The organism is Desulfovibrio sp., assembly GCF_047607245.1.
Taxonomy (GTDB): Bacteria; Desulfobacterota; Desulfovibrionia; order Desulfovibrionales; family Desulfovibrionaceae; genus Desulfovibrio.
In genome coordinates this window covers 1-19842 of sequence record NZ_JASGDK010000069.1, presented here as the reverse complement: position 1 = coordinate 19842, position 19842 = coordinate 1, and the positions used below count along the sequence as shown (strand labels likewise).

At 54.9% G+C, this 19842-nt stretch carries 16 protein-coding genes; 12 read left to right on the top strand and 4 right to left on the bottom strand.

Annotation, left to right across the window (positions count from 1 at the left end):
- The coding region (locus QM579_RS05245; RefSeq protein WP_414998128.1) for a YicC/YloC family endoribonuclease at positions 1–100 on the bottom strand (100 nt) is incomplete at its 3' end.
- Between the two features lie 133 nt (positions 101–233).
- A complete protein-coding gene (locus QM579_RS05240; protein ID WP_414998127.1) occupies positions 234–497 on the bottom strand; it encodes an FmdB family zinc ribbon protein in 264 nt (87 codons plus the stop codon).
- Between the two features lie 260 nt (positions 498–757).
- On the opposite strand from QM579_RS05240, the gene QM579_RS05235 reads away from it, so the two are divergent.
- Positions 758–1339 (top strand): DJ-1/PfpI family protein, encoded by a 582-nt coding sequence (locus tag QM579_RS05235; protein WP_414998126.1) that lies wholly within the window; start codon positions 758–760, stop codon positions 1337–1339.
- A 484-nt stretch (positions 1340–1823) separates the two neighbouring features.
- Positions 1824–6359 carry a beta strand repeat-containing protein gene (locus QM579_RS05230; protein WP_414998125.1) on the top strand — a complete coding sequence of 1512 codons (4536 nt, stop codon included), beginning with the start codon at positions 1824–1826 and terminating at the stop codon, positions 6357–6359.
- 224 nt (positions 6360–6583) lie between these two features.
- On the opposite strand, the gene QM579_RS05225 is transcribed toward QM579_RS05230, so the two are convergent.
- Entirely contained in the window at positions 6584–8101 is a 1518-nt protein-coding gene (locus tag QM579_RS05225) for a MiaB/RimO family radical SAM methylthiotransferase (RefSeq protein WP_414998124.1), read from the bottom strand.
- 113 nt (positions 8102–8214) lie between these two features.
- Here QM579_RS05225 and QM579_RS05220 point away from each other — a divergent pair, with 113 nt between their 5' ends.
- Positions 8215–9147: a M15 family metallopeptidase gene (locus QM579_RS05220; protein WP_414998123.1), complete on the top strand. Its 933-nt coding sequence runs from the start codon at positions 8215–8217 to the stop codon at positions 9145–9147.
- Between the two features lie 174 nt (positions 9148–9321).
- On the opposite strand, the gene QM579_RS05215 is transcribed toward QM579_RS05220, so the two are convergent.
- On the bottom strand, positions 9322–9618 hold the full coding sequence (locus QM579_RS05215) for a hypothetical protein (RefSeq protein WP_414998122.1): 297 nt from the start codon (positions 9616–9618) through the stop codon (positions 9322–9324).
- A gap of 19 nt (positions 9619–9637) precedes the next feature.
- On the opposite strand from QM579_RS05215, the gene QM579_RS05210 reads away from it, so the two are divergent.
- The 9 genes from QM579_RS05210 to QM579_RS05170 form a co-directional block, all read left to right on the top strand.
- Positions 9638–11095 (top strand): anthranilate synthase component I family protein, encoded by a 1458-nt coding sequence (locus QM579_RS05210; protein WP_414998121.1) that lies wholly within the window; start codon positions 9638–9640, stop codon positions 11093–11095.
- Complete coding sequence (gene trpD / locus QM579_RS05205; RefSeq protein WP_414998120.1) at positions 11076–12668, top strand: anthranilate phosphoribosyltransferase; 1593 nt, start codon at positions 11076–11078, stop codon at positions 12666–12668. The genes QM579_RS05210 and trpD overlap by 20 nt, the downstream gene beginning before the upstream one ends.
- Positions 12658–13548: an indole-3-glycerol-phosphate synthase gene (locus QM579_RS05200; protein WP_414998119.1), complete on the top strand. Its 891-nt coding sequence runs from the start codon at positions 12658–12660 to the stop codon at positions 13546–13548. Before trpD ends, QM579_RS05200 begins: the two co-directional genes overlap by 11 nt.
- On the top strand, positions 13538–14173 hold the full coding sequence (locus tag QM579_RS05195; protein ID WP_414998118.1) for a phosphoribosylanthranilate isomerase: 636 nt from the start codon (positions 13538–13540) through the stop codon (positions 14171–14173). The genes QM579_RS05200 and QM579_RS05195 overlap by 11 nt, the downstream gene beginning before the upstream one ends.
- Complete coding sequence (gene trpB / locus QM579_RS05190) at positions 14170–15360, top strand: tryptophan synthase subunit beta (protein WP_414998117.1); 1191 nt, start codon at positions 14170–14172, stop codon at positions 15358–15360. The genes QM579_RS05195 and trpB overlap by 4 nt, the downstream gene beginning before the upstream one ends.
- A gap of 2 nt (positions 15361–15362) precedes the next feature.
- Complete coding sequence (gene trpA, locus QM579_RS05185) at positions 15363–16130, top strand: tryptophan synthase subunit alpha (protein ID WP_414998116.1); 768 nt, start codon at positions 15363–15365, stop codon at positions 16128–16130.
- Positions 16131–16390: 260 nt separating this feature from the next.
- A complete protein-coding gene (locus QM579_RS05180) occupies positions 16391–16666 on the top strand; it encodes a DUF2325 domain-containing protein (protein ID WP_414998115.1) in 276 nt (91 codons plus the stop codon).
- A 423-nt stretch (positions 16667–17089) separates the two neighbouring features.
- The gene (gene feoB, locus QM579_RS05175; protein WP_414998114.1) at positions 17090–19315 is read left to right on the top strand and encodes a ferrous iron transport protein B; all 2226 of its coding nucleotides are present in this window, start codon (positions 17090–17092) and stop codon (positions 19313–19315) included.
- A 233-nt stretch (positions 19316–19548) separates the two neighbouring features.
- On the top strand, positions 19549–19842 hold a 294-nt coding region (locus QM579_RS05170), incomplete at its 3' end, for a thermonuclease family protein (RefSeq protein WP_414998113.1).

Below are 19842 nucleotides of genomic sequence, written 5' to 3'. Positions count from 1 at the left end.
GGTCAAGATGGCGGCTGTTGACGCTTTTGACCTCCCATTGCTGGATTATATGGGTATTTTCTACAAGGCAGCGGCCAAAGCCGGTCATGCTGCGGAGCATAGGTTCCTTCCCGGTTAAGAGTATCTGCACAAGTGTAGAGCAAGCCCCTTACGAATGCAAGAAAGCCCTTGTCGCAAGGAGCGCAAGGGCTGAAATCTTTGGGTAATCAGCTGGAGTACCCTGCGTGGCTCCGCTAGGACAGACCGCCCGTTCCACCCGACGAAGGGCAGCCGCCAGATGAAGGGCAGCCGCCTGCTGCGCAAGGAGGTTTCGTTTTGCTCATGGGACGCACTGGCCCTGGCTTGTAAGGAAAAGCGCCTGTTTTGAGCGGGCTCGGAACGCTCATCTGCCGCTCTGTTCCAGCGCCGCACTTGGGGCAGGCCGGGGTTTCGTCTCCGAAGACCAGATCTTCAAATGTATTGCCGCAACCAGTGCAAACAAAGTCGAACATAGGCATGTTGAATCTCCTGAGCTACACGAATATACTTGATCTTATGCCCAAAAAAAGCAGGCTGTGCCCTTGGGAGCCACCTTGCCGCAACGGGTACAAAGAAGTGCAGTCCGGCATCGGGCTATGTCCATTTTAGGGCTTGCCCATAGGCTCTGCCTGCTTATATAAACATATGTACGCTTAAAGCAAGGGTGGCATCATGTTGCTCTTGCAGGCAAAAACGGGCTTTTGTCAGCATGGTTTGACCTGAGCCGCAGGAGAAAAATATGAAAAAAATTCTGGTATTAGCCGGTGACTACGTTGAAGATTACGAAGTGATGGTACCTTTTCAGATGCTTCTCATGCTGGGCTACGAAGTCGACGCTGTGTGCCCGGGTAAAAAACCTGGCGACGTAGTTCGCACCGCCATACATGATTTTGAGGGCGACCAGACATACTCCGAAAAGCGCGGCCATAATTTTTCTATTAACTATGATTTTGACAAGGTGAACACCGCCGATTATGTGGGCCTTGTTGTTCCCGGCGGCCGGGCACCTGAATATTTGCGCCTGAATCCGCGTATCCTTGAGATCGTGCGCGAATTTGATGCGGCCCAAAAACCTATTGCTGCGGTTTGCCACGGCCCGCAGATACTGGTTTCAGCTGGCGTGTTGAAAAACCGCACCTGCACGGCCTATCCTGCTGTGAAGCCCGATGTGGTGGACGCAGGGGCCAAATGGAGCGATTTTAATGAAACCCTCACTAACGCAGTGGTGGACGGCCATATAGTCACTGCCCCGGCGTGGCCGGCCCATCCTGCCTGGATTGCGGCTTTTGCCAAGTTGCTTGGCGCAAAAATAAGCATTTAATTGACCAATATGGTTTCGTCGAATTTATTCGACCAGTATCAAGTAATTGCAATAAGTGCCCTGCGGCTTTCGCTGGGCACTTATTGTTTTTTTATCCATGCAGGGCCCTTGAATAGGAAGCGCAGGGCACCCGAAGTTATTAAATTTTTTAATAAAATTAGCAAGTTGAGCATGGCGCTTGACAAATGCTTCCGCAATGTTAATCTTAAACAAGATTGATAATTCTTTTTGATTGTAGAATTGTCTGGTTTTCCCGCCTCATGGATCGCTGTGCTGCCCCGCCTTGCACGGTAGATCTGAGGAGAACATACTCCAATCATGTTTCTCCTCGTACAGAGACCATTCTCTGTATCCTGATAAAATCATTCCATACCTGAGATATTCGGGCTGAGCGATAGTGCTGACGTACTGTCAGGCATTATTGCAACCCGTTCCATCATTCCTATGCGATTTGATGGAACAAAACAGAAGTCTAGGAGCTTTTATGAGCACTTCCATACTCCGCCCTGCGGCTGGTCAGTACACCGCGCTAACTTCTGGCGAAAATTCCCAGATTACTTTGGGTTTTCCTGCCGACCAAGCAACATTGGAGCGCGCAGGCGATGCCCTTACTTTTCGGTTTGATGATGGCGCAAGCGTCAGCATCACTGATTTTTATACAGCTTACTCCAGCGAAAATGCCCCTGAATTTGAAGTGGATGGCCAACTGATTTCCAGTGCGGAGTTTTTTAAGGCTTTTGGTCCCGACCTTGCTCCGGCGGCTGGCCCCTCTGCAGCAGAGCGAAGCTCCCATTATTCCGAGCACGGCACTGCTGAGCTCTCTGCCGGCATAGACCACTTGGATGGTCTTGATATGAGTTTACAGGGAACGGCTGCACAAGTCAGCGATCTGGCTTTTGATTCTGCTCTTGCTGCAGCTGGCGATTCCAGTTCCGGGGGCATCATTCCTCCAGGTCCTGCCCCTGTGCCTCCTGCCCCTGTGCCTCCTGCCCCCGGGCCAGATCCCTTGCCCCGTCCAGACGGCCCTTTTGTGCGTGCGGTGCTGTACAACTCCGGAAACACCAATGATCCTGTGACCACCAGTGTTTTTTTTGCTGAAGACGGGCAGCCTCCAATGGCGATTCCTGCTGGCAGCCTGGACTTCACTGGGGCCGCTCCCTGGGTGCAATACGAAATTGCCGTATCTTTGCCTGACGGCTGGCAAAATTCCTGGGTGGACGTGGCATTTGACTACAGCACGGGACGCTTGGAATTTCGGCTCACAGCAGATGGCATTGCTGAGATGCAGCGTATGGGTGCTGATGGCAAGCCACTCATAGATTTTATTCAGGTTACGGTGACTGACCGCTATACTGGCAATGAATTTGAATACAATGTCGAGCTCGTCGCGACAGATAACCAGAATTTTAATTCTTCTGCCCACGACAGCCTTTATGGCGACCATGCCAATCTGGAAGGCATAGGTGAATTTCATCAGGGTAAGGGTGAAACTGGCGCATACTCAATAGTTTCTTCTGACAGAAATGATGAAATAATCTTGAATGATACGGTTATCGGCGGCAGTTCTATTCATGCCAGCGGTTCCGCCAATCCTCAGCAAATGGCTGATGATTATAACACCATCAATTTGAATCAGGGGATTTTGGCGTCGCAGCCGGGCCAAACCACGCATATTACTTCATCCGACGGCAAGCTTACCATAGCCCAGGGCGTTGCAGCCACTGCACAGGGCGGCGGCAACATTATTGATATGGGCAAGGGGGCAGTAAGTATTACCAATGCGGGAAACGCCACAGCAGTTATGGCAGATAAGGGCCAGAACAGTATCAGCGGCCACGACATTTCCATCTCGGGCGCCAAAAACCTCGTAACCGCTTCAAACGGCGGCAGCAATACCATTCACGGCAAGGGAGGCAACGTTAATCTGACGACCACCCAAGGCGGTGGCTATGCCCTGCTGGCTGAAAGCGGCGGCAGAAATCATATTATTGCTGAAGACGGCAGCTTGAAGGCTGAAACGTATGGTCTCGCCGGGGTCAAGGCCACAGGTGGCGGACAAAATACTCTTGAAGGCCGGGGCAATGCCACTGTTACCGTGAACAGCTACAACGGCGAAGGCATGCTGGCTGACGGCGGCAGCAACACTGTCAGCGCTGAAGACGGAAAGATCACCGTTCTGGGGCGTTCTGGAGCGGGCATACGTGCCGCAGATGACGGACTTAACAGCATCTCGGGCAAACAGATCGATATTACAGGCAATGGGGGAGCTGGTGCCATTGCCACGGGCAGCGGCGAAAATATTGTTACTGGCAATAATGGCACAGTGAACATCAGGGGAACAAGTGGCCTGTTGGCTGAAAGCGGCGAAAATACCGTCAGTGTAAACAATGGCAGTATATCAGTTTACGGCAGCAGTAGTGGAACCAATGCCGGAGCCAGCGCAGTCTACGGCGGCAGCAACACCATCAATGCCACGGGCAGCACTACCGTCAGCGCTACTGGATATCAATATGGTCTGTATGCTGCCAATGGCAGCAATACTGTTACTGCAGAAGATGGCAAAGTCACCATTTCAGGCAACTATGGGGCTGGTATGGCTGCCGGGGCTGATGGCGTCAACCGCGTAGACGGCTCTGATATTACTGTTACCAGCTACAAGAATGCTGTTGATTCCCTTGCTGGCGGCAAGAACTACATTAATGCCGGGGAAGACGGCAAGGTGACCATTCAGGGGGGCTCCTATTACGGTGTTAATGCCGATGGAGAAAATTCTCTTGTCGAGGTTAAGGGCGGTGAGGTGAGCGTTAAGGGCTCATCCGGCGCAGTTCACGTGACGGGCAAAGGTACAGTCGATATAGATGGTAATACCGTTGATCTTACTGCCGTCAACGGCAGAACCGTGGACAACTGGTCTGGCGGCACCATCAATGTTACGGCAGAGGACGAACTGAACGTCCGTTTGACCAATGCCAGTCAATCCAGTGCTGCTGTCATGACCTTGGGCGGTGTGACCACGTTAAAGAGTGGCGGTGATGTCAACCTTATTGTTGATAAGGGCACGTACCAGACTGCTGGCATAAACACATGGTCTTTTGGAACCACTAATGTTGAAGCGGAAAATGATATCAACATCAAGGTACATGCCGAGAAGGGCAGTGGTGTAAGCTATGGTGCATCCGGCATTCAGATTGGTTCGACTCACGGCGGAGCCAATAACATAGTAGCCAAGCATGGCGACATTACTCTTGATGTTGATTCTTCCACTTCCGGCGCTTATGGGATTACTACTTCTGGCTCCAGCTCGGGTAAGGGAGTGGGCAATATCACTGCCAAGGAAGGAACGCTGACTGTTAACGTCACAGGCACGGGTGATGCGTATAATGCCGGTGGAATCAGTTCCAGCGGCTATGGCACCAATAATATTGATGTGGGCAACCTTGACGTCAATGTAAATCTGGCCGGAGGATCTAACTATCAGGGCGGACACGGTGCATCTGCCATTTCAGCTTCGTATAATGGCCAGTATTATGGCGTAAATAATATTGATGTGTCTGGCGATATGAACGTGAGCATCAGTAGTGGAGGCAATACCAGCGGTATTCTCGCTCAAGGCAGCCAAAGCAATATTTCAGCTGCCAATAATATCCATGCCAAAAACTTCACTCTGGATGTCACCAGTACTGGTATATTGGCTGACAGTCGCGCCACGGGGATTGAAAGTAATCGTCTGCCTTCCGGTGGCAGCTATGCCGGCGGTGACAACATCATTAATGTCGATAACGATGCTTCCATTAACGTGACCGCCAAGGACCTGGCTGCAGGCTTTTATTCAACATATAGTGGCAAGCAAATCCTTACCGCAGGCGGCGACGTGGATATGAATGTCACCTCCACTGCCGGAAAGGCGTACGGCGTTTTTGGCGGGGCAAGCATTACGGGCGACAGCGTCACAATGACCATCAAAGGCGATCTTTCAGCCATAGTTCTTGACGGCAAGGCTACGGTAACCGGGTCCACCATCAATCTGAACGCTGAAAGCGCCAACGGTACGGCCTATGGCATGTACAATACAGGTGGCGGCACGAATACCGTGCAGTCGGGCAGCGGGCAGGGCCTGAATCTGGAGATCAATGCTGACTATGCGATGTATGCCACAGCTGGAAAAAACGTCATTCTTGGGCACAGCGTCAGTGGCGGCGAAGGTGATGTTATTCGCCTTAACGGCGACATTTACCGCAGTGGCAGCGGCAGTAACCAGATAGTTACAGGCGCGGGCAACGACACCATCATTATCGATGGTGTAATCAGCGGTGCTGGCGCGCTGAATATTGACGGCGGCGCGGGAGCCGACACCCTGATCCTTCAGGCAGCGGACCTTGGCGAATTTATTGCTCGATATGGCTCATGGCTCAACGGGTTGAACAGCTCCATCCTCAAGGGTGTGGAGAAAATAGAATTCGCGGGCATAGATGACCTGAATGACCTCCGGCCAGGGCTGGACAGCTTTTTTGCCTATGTTGACGGCGTGCAACCGCCTATTGAGGTCGCCATACACGAACCCGATGTTGATCCTTCGGCTTTCAGTGCTTTTGGCCTGGATGATGACGGGATTCTGTTTGATACCACGCATGACCATCAGGATCAGGAGCACGGAACAAGCCATGCCGAGAGCGATCAGGGGTATCCTGCGCATGATGGTTTGGGCGGTAGCCTTGTGGCTGACTTGGGTGCTCAAGGGCACGTTGCAGCAAGTACCACTGATCTGCCGAGTTTGTCTGATGGCGGAGTACAGGTAGGCTCGCCAGCAGCAGAAAGTAACCTGGCAAGTGATCCGTATGCTCATGTAGGCCTTAGCAGTGGTGGAGAAAGCCTTGATAACCTGCTTCCAGACAAGGCGTCTCCGACACCGACAGGGAACGGAGCAGAAAACGCCAGTATAGAAGCTGTGCCCATAAGCACTGTCGCAGACACCGCACATGAAATGATAGAAGCAGCAGCACGGCAGGTCGAATCCTTATAGTGCATTTAAATTTTTCAAAATTAAAATGCCCTGACGGTTGAAGCCGTCAATCGAGATACAAAAACTCCCCGCAATGCGGGGAGTTTTTGTATAAATAGAAAGGCCAAGCTTCTCATAAGGCCTTTCAATGTAGCAATATTCAGCCCCAGAGATATTTTTTCAGTGTTTTCAGCTTGCAACTGAAAAGATTTAGAAGCGCTATTGTGTTTGACTACAGTCTGCTCTTAGTCATGCCCATTGCGAAGGGGCAATTCTTCCACAAGCAATCCCTTATCAGTCACAGCTACAGGGCGCACGGCCAACAGTCCTGCGGTGGGCTGCACGGCCGGGGAGGGCAGTGAACTTTCACTCTCCGAACGTGGCCGATTGTTCATGAAGCAGGCCGCATAGTATTCGTTGACGCCCTTGATCTGTTTGGCAGCGCGTTGTTGGGGCGTGTCGTGCCCCATGCCGGAAACATCCGCAGCCAGCAGCATGTGCGGGAGCGACAGCTGTGCATCGAGAAAGCCGCGCTGCTTCTGTGCAACTGCCTGACGGATTCTGGCGGCACGTTCCAGCTTGAGCGCATTCGGCACTTGCTGGTCAAAGCGCTCGGCAGCCGTGCCTGGGCGGCGCGAATAGGGGAAAACATGCGCATAACTCAATGGGAGGCGTTCAATAAGCGCCAGCAACTCCTGTACGTCATCTTCAGTTTCCCCCGGAAATCCGGCGATAATGTCGGCACCCAATCCCATAACGGGCCACTGGGCAGCAAGTGACATTACGGCTTTTTCCAGCATGGCGGCGGTGTAATGCCCACGTCCCATACGTTTAAGCACGCTCTGGCTGCCGTGCTGCAATGAAATATGCAGATGCGGGCAAAGCAGGCGACAGCCACGTATGATGTCCAGCCCGCGCTCATTGAGCTGCCCAGGTTCAAGAGAACTGATGCGAAAGCGTGCCTGATTCGCAAACTCTGGGGCCAGTGCTGCATCAAGCGTGCGCAGCAGATCCCAGAAATCTCCCATGTGCTCATTGCCGCGACCATACTGGCCGAGGTTGATGCCGGAAATCATGATCTCAACATGTCCGGCCTCAAGCAGGCGGCGGGCCTCAGCAATAATATCTTCTGCCGGGCGGCTGTGGGGCCGCCCTCGTGTCAGGGGCACGATACAGTAAGTACACCGATGGGCGCAGCCGTCTTGCACTTTCAGAACAGGGCGGGCGCGTTTGAAGGTAGAAATGGCAAATGGCGGAAATGCCTGCTGCTGGGCAGACGCGCTGGCTTCGTGCGCAGCTGTGGAGGTTGATTCTGCAACCTCGTAAAGTCCATTTTGAGCCTTTTCGGCCGCAGCTTTTTTTGTCGACGGTTTTGCGTCTGGCGTCAGGTTGTGCAGCGCGAAAGAAGGGGTAACCCACGGTCCTTGCAGCAGAGTGTCTTTATGTTCCTGTGCAACCAGCAGGTCAGGAGCCGCCCATGTAGCCCCAGGCCGGGGTTTGTAGTCGGCAAACAGGCGTGCCGCGCACCCCGTGAGAATGAGGCGGGCTTTCGGAGCTTCGCGGCGCAGGCGAAAAACGGCATTACGGGCGTCTCTTTCACCCTTGGAGGTGATGGCGCAGCTGTTGACGCAAATGACATCCGCTTCGGCAGGGCTGGAGCATTCCACACCGCCAAGCTTTTGCCACGCCTCACGCAAAGATTGGGTTTCGTACTGATTGACCTTGCAGCCGAATGTAACCAAAAGAAATTTCCAGGTAGACATGGCGCAGATGTACGCAAAAGCGCTTGCCTTGACAAGCGGGGCGCGAGTAGGTTGCGAATATGATACGCACCGCAAAACAACTCTCTATCTTTTTTTTGTGCCTGGGCCTGATCTTGGCTAGCGTTTCGTCCGCGGCAGTCGCTGCTGAAGATTCTGACAGTCCCGGTCTTTTTTCCGCCTCTTCATCCACACAGGCTGCCGCGGCTGAGGCCGCTGTGCCCCGCATTGGCAATCGCGAGCTTTGCGCGAGTGGCCCTGCGCCGAAAGAGGAAGAGTCTGTTGAAGTAAATAGTGTTGATGCGGACACTCGCGTGGATTTGCAGTGTTTGAAAGCCTCGTATCCGCAGATCACTGGTCTGGTTTCTGATGCGCAAGGGCTTTGGCTTTTGGTGGGCGATAAAGGCCGCGTGTTGTACGCCCGGCACGCTTCAGCAGGCGGTGCAGCCAATGGGCAGAGTCAGGGTAATGGCTGGGATGTGGACGTTCGCGCCAGTATGGCTGAACCGTACCCCCTAGAACCTGAACGCCCTGACACTCCCTATGGGGTATCGCCGGGCCGGAAGCGCTCGTATGATTTGTTGGCCGCGCTTTATGGCGGCACGCCTGCTCAGGTGAACAAACAGCTTGTGCCCGCACGGCTTGCGGGGCAGCCCTTACGTCTGTCAGCCGCTGCAGGCATGGCCTTGGCCGGGGCAGACGCGGCACTGGTTGAAGCTGTACGTGAAGATCCCCAATTGCGAAAATTTCTTAAAATGGACGGGGGGTTCATGTGGCGGCGCATTGCGGGGGAATCCCGCCTGAGCCCGCACGCTTTTGGCATTGCCATAGATTTGAGTTCTCGCATTGCTCCTTACTGGCGCTGGAGTAAGCTGCGCCCGCATCCTCTTCAGTTCAGCTACCCCGTAGCGATTGTCAGCGCAATGGAAGAGGCCGGGTTTATCTGGGGAGGCAAGTGGCATGAATATGACATCATGCACTTTGAGTATCGCCCTGAGCTTATTTGCAAGGCACGAGTTATGCGCGACAAGGCTTCTCCTGCGAAGTAGTGTTGCAGGTAATGTATCTCATGCGCAACTGGCAGTAATACTGCACGGCGTATACAAGAAGTTTCCGGCTACGCCGGGCCTCCATCTGAGTGCACTCTCGCGTAAATTTGCGTGGAGCGCGCGTACGCAGGAAGGGGGATTTCGATATTTGCCATCTATAGCAGCATGTTATCATCATATATCGCTTGGTGCGCGGCAATACTTATCCTGTTTGTGGCTGGCATGATTACAAAGGTTAAACATTTTCATTGACAGTTCGTAGCGCACTGTGTAGCTTTCTAAAAAATTGTAACGGAACAAGGTATTCAAATGAACGTATTCCCCAACACCATTTCTTGCAGCTTTCAGGGCTGGTGGTGGCGCATCCAACTGCGTGGGGGAGACGTGCGGGCTAAATAGTTCCGGTACGTTGGCATAGCTGTATACAGGCGCCGTCTCCCCACAGGAGGCGGCGCTTTTTTGTATGTTCAAAACCCAAAGGATACGGCAGATGAAAGAGAACGGTGACAAGTTGCACTTGCTTACGCTGCGCCAGTCCGCTCGTTGGTTGCCAGCGGATATGGATACCCCCATCAGCCTGTTTATGGGCATGGTGGGAACGGGCAACGGCATACTGCTGGAAAGCGCAGAAGTGGATGGCCGCTGGGGCCGTTACAGCATTCTTGCCTGCGACCCGGCCCTTTTTGTCTTCTGCCGTGAGGGCAAGCTGGTTCTGGACATGAAGGATCAAAGGCTGGCCCCCCTGTCCTCCTTTGAAGGCCGTCCCTTTGTTGAAGGGCTTCGGGATCTAATGGCTGCGCTTGAGGTTGTGCCGCCGGAAAACTTCGCCGGGCTGCCGCCTATTACCCGAGCCCTGTATGGCTACCTTGGTTTTGGCATGGCTGGTTTGTTCAACCCCAGTCTCGCCGCCGTCATGCCAGAAAATGAGGCTGACTGCATACTCATGCTGCCTGCCACGGTGCTGGTTTTCGACCACCTTTACAACCGCCTCTGTCAGGTGAGCCTTGGCGAACACCGCGCCCTGCAAAGCGCCCGCCAATCACTGGAACCGCGTGCCTCAACCAAGAGTTCCGGGCCGGATATTGATCCAGACAAAGTTTGCGCCGAACCCGGCGAAGAGGGCTACAAGGAATTTGTAGGAAAAATCAAGGCAATGTTGCGTCAGGGCGAAGCCATTCAGGTGGTGCCCTCGGTACGGTTCTCCACCCCATTCATGGGCAATCCTTTTGAACTGTACAGGCGCATGCGCCGCTTTAACGCTTCACCGTACATGTTCTACATGTCCTTTCCAGAGCTGACGCTTTTTGGTTCTTCGCCAGAAGTGATGGTGCGCTGCACTGCGGGCTGCCTGCAACTTTCACCCATTGCAGGTACGCGCAAGCGTGGCGCTGATGATCTTGAAGATTCACGCCTGGCCGCGGAACTGCGCGACGACCCCAAGGAGCGCGCCGAGCATGTCATGCTGGTGGATTTGGGCCGTAACGACCTGGGACGCGTGGCCCGGCCCGGTACGGTGAATCTTGAACGCTATATGGAAGTGGAGCGCTACTCCCACGTCATGCACCTGACAAGCCGGGTCACGGCCCGTCTGGACACAGGACTGGACGCTCTGGATGTGCTGGCAGCAACCTTTCCGGCGGGCACGGTTTCCGGCGCGCCCAAGATTCGCGCCATGCAGATTATCCGCGAGCTTGAAGGACGCAGCCGTGGCCCTTATGCGGGCTGCATCGGCTGGCTTGGTCTGGACAAGGACAGCGTAAATCTGGATATGGGCATCACCATCCGCAGCATGTGGCTGCGCGACAACAGGCTCTTCTGGCAGGCGGGCGGGGGCATAGTCCACGATTCCGACCCGGATATGGAATGGAAGGAAGTGTGCAACAAATCAGCCATTATGCGCCTGGCCCTGCGTGCGGAGGAAGACGAATATGTTTTTGCTCATAGATAACTACGACTCCTTTACCTACAATCTTGTGCAGGCTTTTTACGCCCTGGGCCACAAGCCTGTGGTGCTGCACAATGACGATCCGGCTGTGCTGGATATGGCTGTGAACCCTGAACTTGCGATGGTCTGCATTTCACCGGGACCGGGGCATCCTGCCAACGCGGGTTATTGTCCTGAATTCCTCAAGCGCCTGAACCCCAGAATTCCCGTGCTTGGCGTATGCCTGGGACATCAGCTGCTCGGTCTGCACGCCGGGGCCAAGGTTGAGGTGGGGCCCTGCATCATGCACGGCAAACAGTCAGAGATCGTGCACGATGGCACGGGCCTGTTCTCGGGCCTGCCCAACCCCATGCGGGTAGGACGCTATCACTCTCTGGTAGTGCGGGCCGACGAAGATGCCGAAAATCCCCGCTTTACGGTGACAGCCCGCGCTCCCGAAGGTGAAGTTATGGCCCTGCGCTATAATGACCGCCCCTGGGTTGGCGTGCAGTTCCATCCTGAATCGGTGCTTACTCCCGAGGGGCTGCGCCTGCTGGGCAACTTCCCGCAATCCATCATGGGAACGGGCGGCGATGCCAGCGACTTTGCAACCATCCTCGACAGGTTGGCCCGCAGGGAAGACCTCAGTGCAGAAATGGCCGCTGCCGGGTTTGCCGCGCTTATGGACGGCAAAATGAGCCCGGCTCAGGCGGGGAGTTTTCTCATGGGGTTGCGCATGAAGGGTGAAAGCGCTCTGGAGCTGGCCCATGCAACGCGCGCGGCTCTGGCCAGAGCTGTGCGGGTGGACGGAATCTCTGGCACAACCATCGACGTGGTGGGCACCGGGGGCGACGGACGCAATTCCTTCAACTGTTCCACAGCCACCTCGCTTGTGCTGGCTGGTATGGGCTACAGAGTAGTGAAGCACGGCGGGCGTGCCGTTTCATCCAAATGCGGCAGCGCCGATGCTCTGGAAGCTCTGGGCATCGCTTTGGACAACAATCCGGCTTCTGTGGCAGAAATGGTCAAAAGGCGCAACTTCGCCTTTTTGTTCGCGCCACACTTTCATCCGTCGTTCGCCAACATCGGCCCTGTGCGCAAGGAACTTGGCGTGCGTACGCTCTTCAACATTCTGGGTCCCATGATCAATCCTGCCCGCCCGAGCCATCTGCTCATGGGCGTGGCCCGTCCCGAACTGGTGGATCTTGTGGCTGAAACACTTTTGCAGTCGCCGCTCTATCGGGCCGCTGTAGTTTGCGGCGCGGGCAATTATGACGAAATCACCCCCATCGGTGTTGCCCAGATAGCCTTGTTGCATGCGGGTACTGTGACTTCGATGACTCTTGATCCTGCGGAGTTTGGCATCGCGCCTTGCAGTGTGGAAGACCTGTCGGTTGACGGCAAGGACGAGGCCGTGGCTGTGCTTAAGGATATTCTGGACGGCAACGGCCCCCGCGCCATGATGGATATGGTTACGCTCAATGTGGGTCTGGCTGTCTATTTGCTGGAAGAGAATATGGATATGGCGCTGTGCATGGCCCGTGCCCGCGAAGCCGTGAGCGGCGGTTTTGGCAGGAAGGTGCTGCATGCTGCTTGAGCGTTTTCGTAAGGCCAAACAGGCTGAAGTGGACGCCCTGCGATTTCTGGCTGACCGGGGCGGGATGTCCGCTCCTCTTGAGGGGCCTCGCCCGGATTTTTTGGCGACCCTGCGAGGAGAATGCGGTTCTGCTGTGACCATTCAGGGCCAACCCCTCATGGTCGTGGCCGAATACAAAAGGGCTTCACCGTCGCGTGGCGTTATTTGCGAAAGTCTTGAGGTTGAAGATGTGGCGCGTCAGTATGCGGCGGCGGGGGCAGACTGCCTTTCCATCCTGACGGAAGAGGCGCATTTTCGCGGCTGCCTGGACTATCTGGCACGAGCGGCAAATCCTGCTTTGTATGCGGAAGCCCGCCCGCCCCTGCTGCGCAAGGACTTCATTTTTGACTCTTTGCAGGTAGCGGCCACGGCGGCAACTCCGGCATCCGCGCTTTTACTTATCGTGCGTCTGACCCCGAACGCCGCGGTGTTGCGCTCCTTGCGGGAACAGGCAGAAAGCCACGGCGTGCACGCTGTTGTCGAGGTTTTTGATCAGGAAGATTTGCGGTTGGCCCGGGAAAGCGGGGCGCGTATCATTCAGGTAAATGCCCGTGATCTGGAAACACTGGTTACGGACAGGGAAGCAGCCTTGGCCCTGGCCCGGGCCTGCCCGCCGCAGAAGGATGAAGTGTGGATTGCCGCCAGCGGCATTGACCGGGGCGAGCATTTGCAGGCTGTTGCTCAGGCGGGCTTTAATGCGGCCCTGGTGGGCAGCGCTCTTATGGAGGGCGCGGAACCGGGGAGGGCTTTGTCCAGATTGCTGGCCGAAGCCGCAAACGATGGCCGTGTTGAACATGAAAAGTCTGAAGTGGCGGGGGAGGTTGGCGGTCATGCTCGTTAAGGTCTGCGGCCTCACTCGGCAGCAGGATCTGGACATGGCGGCTTCGCTGGGGGCGGGCATGTGCGGCTTTATCTTTCATGCACGCAGTCCCCGGTATGTGACTCCTGCCCATGTGGCCTCCCTTGAAAGCGGAAAAATGCTGCGTGTGGGCGTGTTTGTAGACCAAAATGCCGAAGAGATCTGCCGCATTATGGCCGAAGCGCGGCTGGACATGGCCCAGCTGCACGGCAAGCAGGATCTGGCCTGCGCCAGGGCTGTGGGCGTGCAGAGAGTCATACGGGTGATCTGGCCAGGACGGTACTGCCACAGGGCGCTGCTTTACAATGAACTGCAAAAACATGCGGGAGCCTGCGCCTGCTACCTGCTTGATGCCGGGCTTACCGGGGGCGGCAGCGGCGCAAGGCTGGATTGGCAGGATCTGAGCCACCTGCCAGCACCGCACCCCTGGCTGTTGGCAGGAGGCCTGAGTGCGGATAATGTAGGTCAGGCTGTAAGCCTTTGTTCACCTGACGGAGTGGATTTCAATTCCGGCGTGGAAGATGCGCCGGGTCAAAAGAATACGCAAAAGCTGGCAGCTGCTCTGGCAGTTGCTGTAAAACAGAAAGGCAATGGGTATTTGTCATGAAAAACAGCTATTTTGGCGAGTTTGGCGGCTGCTTTGTGCCTGAGCTGCTTATGCCGCCCCTCATGGAAGTGGAAGCGGCCATGCACAACATCTATCCTACAGAGGCCTTTCAGGCCGAGTTGCAGGATCTGTTGCACAATTATGCCGGGCGTGAAACTCCCCTGACCCATTGCCCCACGCTTTCGCGTGAGCTCGGCTTTGATCTCTGGCTCAAGCGTGAAGACTTGCTGCACACGGGCGCGCACAAGGTGAATAATACTCTTGGTCAGGCTCTGCTTGCCAAGTATATGGGCAAGACCGCCCTTGTGGCTGAAACCGGGGCAGGCCAGCACGGCGTGGCCACGGCTGCCGCAGCCGCACGCCTTGGATTGGAGTGCACTGTCTATATGGGTGCTGAAGATGTGGAGCGCCAGGCTCCCAACGTCATGCGCATGAAGTTGCTGGGCGCTACTGTGCACTCTGTGGAAAGCGGCACCCGCACCCTCAAGGATGCCATCAACGAAGCCCTGCGCGCGTGGATTGGCAGTCAGGAAACGACGCATTACTGCTTTGGCACGGCAGCCGGGCCTCATCCTTTCCCGCTGCTTGTGCGCGAACTGCAGAGCGTCATTGGCCGAGAAACCCGTGCGCAGATGCTGGAAAAAACAGGAAAGCTGCCTGATGCCGTGGTGGCTTGCGTTGGCGGCGGCTCCAATGCCATCGGCATGTTCCATCCCTTCCTTGAGGATAAAAGCGTGCGCATTATCGGCGTAGAAGCAGCAGGAACCGGCGAAACCGGTTGCTTTAACTCCGCTCCTCTCAATATGGGGACGCCTGGCGTGCTGCACGGCGCCTACAGCATGCTTTTGCAAAATAACGACGGCCAGGTGGAGCCTTCACACTCCATTTCTGCGGGCCTTGATTATCCAGGTGTTGGCCCCGAGCACTCATGGTTGCACAAGACGGGCCGCGTTCACTACGGCATGGTCAAGGACGCCAACGCCCTGGCCGCATTCCAGCATTTGTGCCGTACCGAGGGTATTTTGCCTGCTCTGGAATCTTCGCATGCTCTGGCCTGGGTGCTGGATCATCCGCAAGAATTCAAACCGGGTCAGCAGGTTGTGGTCAATCTTTCGGGCCGGGGCGACAAAGACCTTGGCATCATCAATAAAGCTCTGGGCTTTGCTCCGGGGCAGGGCGAGGTGTAGTCATGAACCTGCTTGAAGAAAAGATTCGCAAGGCCAATGCTGCTGGCCGTCCGGCTCTGATTCCCTTTCTTACGGCGGGGTTTCCCGATCAGACAAGCTTTTGGCCTGCCCTGATGGAACTGGATGAAAATGGCGCGGACATCATCGAAATCGGCGTGCCTTTTTCTGATCCTGTTGCCGACGGCCCTGTTGTTGAAGACGCTTCGCGCCGGGCGCTGAGTGATGGCGTTAATTTGCGTGGCATCCTTATGGACCTTATCCAGCGCAAAGGTCTGATTCAGTCTGGCGTTGTGCTTATGGGCTACCTCAATCCCTTCTTGCAGTACGGTTACGAAAAACTGGCGCAAGACGCTGCCAAGGGTGGCGTTCACGGTTTTATCGTTCCCGATTTGCCTTATGAAGAAGCAGGGCCTTTACGCGATGCTTTGAAAAAGGAAGGAATTGCGCTGATCCCTCTTGTGGGCCCCAACACCAGCGCCGAACGCATGGCCCTTTATGCCGCGGAAGGTGAGGGGTATGTGTATGTGGTTTCAGTTATGGGCATCACTGGTGAAAGAGGCAATGTGGCTCCCCAGGTGGCGGAAACCATGCGCAGGGCGCGGTCTGTCTTTAAACTGCCGTTGGCCTTGGGCTTTGGTTTGCGTGAACCTGCCCAGCTGGAAGCATTGCCTGCTGATGCTCGTCCTGATGCCGTAGTGTTTGGCAGCGCTTTGCTCAAGCATCTTGACGAAGGGCATAGTGCTGAAGAGTTTATGGCCCGCTGGAAGTAAGCACGGCCCACGAGTTCGCTGTTTTGCCCCCTCCATTACTGGAGGGGGCTTTTTTGTGGCCGAGAGACTATGGGAAGAATTTTATTTTCCATGTTATTTCATAATGTTATTCTTTTAACAGAAATATTTTTTAAAAAAACCGACAAAAGCGACCAAATGCGCTTGACTTTGAAATTGAATTTCAATTACAAATAGGTCAACGCGATTCACCCATAACGGCGCTTACCGCTTTGGCGGGCCCCACATAAAAGGAGCAGAGTATGTGCGTAACACTTATAGGCGGCATGGACAGGCTGCAAAAAGATTACATAGCCGCAGCCAAGGAAAACGGACATTCCCTCAAGTGCATCAGCCGCAATGAGCGTAACTTCATTGAAAAAATCGGCAATCCTGATGCAATGATTGTTTTCACCAACAAAATTTCGCATGAAGCCAAGCGCAAGGCTGTGCAAGTAGCTCGTTCACGCAATATTCCCCTGCAAATGGTGCATTCATGCGGCGTATCTTCCCTGAGGGAGTGCCTGCGAGACGCATAGGCAAGGGTGACTAAAGTTTGATGTCACAATCACCCCACAGGGAGAGTCAACATGGCTCCAGTAAATCGCCCGGTTGCGGAAGTTTCTTCCACAACCGGGCGAATGCATTTTAACCAGAAAAAAATATTAAGTGCTGATGAGATACCGCATTAAAGGAGAAATTACGTTCACGTGACTTGACTTTTTTTCTGCAACCATATAAACCCGCTAGGACTTTGGAATTCATTTTCATTTCTTTTCGGGGGATTCAAACGTCATTTGATGGCGGTGGCGGGCATGTGCAAGACAGCAAGTGAAGCCCGTCCAGAACGGTCACAATCAGAAGCTCCAGAAAGGCGCGTTTGAGCAATTTTTCCGGCACGATCATGGTCAGTGGTCTGCAAGGAATTTTTTGCGTCTAATGTGGAGTGGGAGGGCACTTGCATGAGTGAAATAAAAGATTCGAATAATGGCGCGCACGGCCATCATGGCCACGCATTGCGCATTGCCCTGGCTGGCAATCCCAACTGCGGTAAAACCACCGTGTTTAACGGCTACACCGGTGCCCGGCAGCACGTGGGCAACTATCCCGGCGTTACTGTTGACAAGAAGGAAGGGCACATTGCGGTGAACGGCACGCGCGTCACCGTGGTGGACCTGCCCGGCACCTACTCTCTGACTGCGTATTCGCAGGAAGAGCTTGTGGCCCGGCAGGAACTTGCCGGTGACAATGTTCAGGCTGTCATTAACGTGGTGGACGCCTCAGCCCTTGAGCGCAACCTGCTGCTTACCGTACAGATGCTCGAAATGGGCACCCCTGTTGTGCTTTCCTGCAACATGATGGACGTAGCGCGCACTTCTGGCGTGCATATTGATATGGATCGCCTGAGCACCTTGCTGGGCGTTCCCGTGTTACCGATGGTCGCCCGTAACGGCGAAGGACTCAAAGAGGCTATGGAAGCCGCTATTGAGCTGTCCAAAAAGGGCAAGCGCGAACCTATGCGCATTTCTTATGGCGTTGAGCTTGACGAAGCTTTGCTTGAACTTGAAAAGCGCATCGTCGCTGCCAATCTGCTGACTGACCGTTACCTGCCAAGCTGGGTGGCCCTCAAGCTGCTGGAAGGCGATGATGTGGTACTGAGCCAAGCACAGAAAGCCGACCCGAAGACCACGGCCGAGCTTGAAGCGCTGCGCAAAAAAACTGCAGATCATGTGCGCACGACTCTCAATGCCAGCCTTGAATCCCTTATTACAGACCACCGCTACGGCTACATCCGCAGTATCCTGCGCGACGGCATTTTCCAGCAAGACCCCGGCAAGGACCGCCTTGCCCTTTCAGACAAGCTGGACAAAGTGCTCACAAATGCGCTGTTTGGCCCGCTGATCATGATCGGCGTGCTCTACCTCATGTTCTATGTCACATTTGAGGTGGGCGCATATCCTCAGGGTTGGGTTGAAGATGGTTTTGGTTGGCTTGGCGGATTTTTTGGCGATGTTTTGCCTGACGGCCTTGCCAAATCACTGATTGTTGACGGCATCATTGCTGGTGTGGGCGGCGTAATCAGCTTTGTGCCGCTGATCCTTATCATGTTTGTGCTGATCTCCTTTATGGAAGACAGCGGCTATATGGCCCGCGTGGCCTACATGATGGACCGTATTTTCCGCTTTTTCGGCCTGCACGGCGCTTCGGTCATGCCCTACATCATTTCCGGCGGCATTGCTGGCGGCTGCGCCATCCCCGGCGCTATGGCCACCCGTACCCTGCGTAGCCCCAAAGAAAAACTGGCGACCTTGCTGACGCTGCCCTACATGGCCTGCGGAGCAAAGCTTCCGGTCTTTCTGATGCTGGCGGGCGCTTTTTTCCCTGATGATGCCCCCACGGTCATGTTCCTCATCATGCTTATTGGCTGGGTTATGGCCTTGTTGGTGGCGCGCCTGCTACGCTCTTCTATCGTCAAGGGTGAAGCGACTCCTTTCGTTATGGAACTGCCCCCCTACCGCCTGCCCACGCTGTTCAGCTTGCTGCTGCATTGCTGGGAACGTGCCTGGATGTACCTCAAGAAGGCTGGTACCGTTCTGGTGGCTATTTCCATCATCATTTGGGCGGGCATGACCTTCCCCAAGATGCCCGAAGAAATGGCCGCGCCTTTTGAGCAGAAGATTGAGCAGCTTGAAACCCAGATTGCCGCTTTCCCCGAAGGTGCGGAAGAACGTGGTCCTCTTGAAGAAGAGCTGACCAGCGTGCGCGACGAACTGGGCGAAGAAGAACTTGCGTATTCCATTGCTGGCCGTCTGGGCAAGGCCATTGAACCCGCCACACAGCCTGTAGGCTTTGACTGGCGCACGGATATCGCACTGCTGGCTGGTGTTGCCGCCAAGGAAGCTATTGTGTCCACTCTGGGTACTGCGTATGCCATTGGCGAACAGGATCCTGAAGACGCCGCTCCCTTGGCCGAACGCCTGAAGAGCGACAGCAACTGGTCGAAGGCCACTGCGCTTTCACTCATGCTCTTCGTGCTCATGTACTCTCCCTGCTTTGTGGCTCTTGTGGTCATCAAGCAAGAGGCTGGTAGCTGGGGCTGGTTGATTTTCAGCATGGTCTTTAATACCGCTGTGGCCTATGTGGTTGCTATGGTGGCCTATCAGGTTGGCCGTTCTGTATGGGGATAGCATAGGGGATTCGGCTTGCCTTGCTGCCACTTGCGATCCTTTTAAGGTTGCGGTGCGGTTTACGGCAGGCCTTATCGCCTGACGGCAACAAATTCCAAAACAGAGCTTCGAGCTTTTAGTATATGCCCGTGCCGCGCCTTGACAAAAGGCTTGCGGCACGGGCATTGTTTACGAATATTGGCATTGTGCGTCAGACGTTTATTTTGAGACTCAGGTCGTGCACTGGGGTGCGTATGGTGATTCGGACTTTTGGCCTCTGCCTTATTTTTTGTCTTCTTTGGGGAACATCCCCGGCTTTTGCCTGGGACGGATGGGTTGTTCGAGTAGAGGACGGCAATACCGTTTCTGTCAGCAAAACGCGTGGCAGCGAGGATGCTGACACCGTGTTGCGTTTTTATGGTATAGACGCGCCAACTTTGAGCCAACCTTTTGGTCCGGAAGCTCGTCAGCGCCTTTCTGAGATTATGTCGCGCGGCACCAGGGTGACGGTGGAGCCCATTGGTGAAAGCGAATCTGGCACCGTGAGC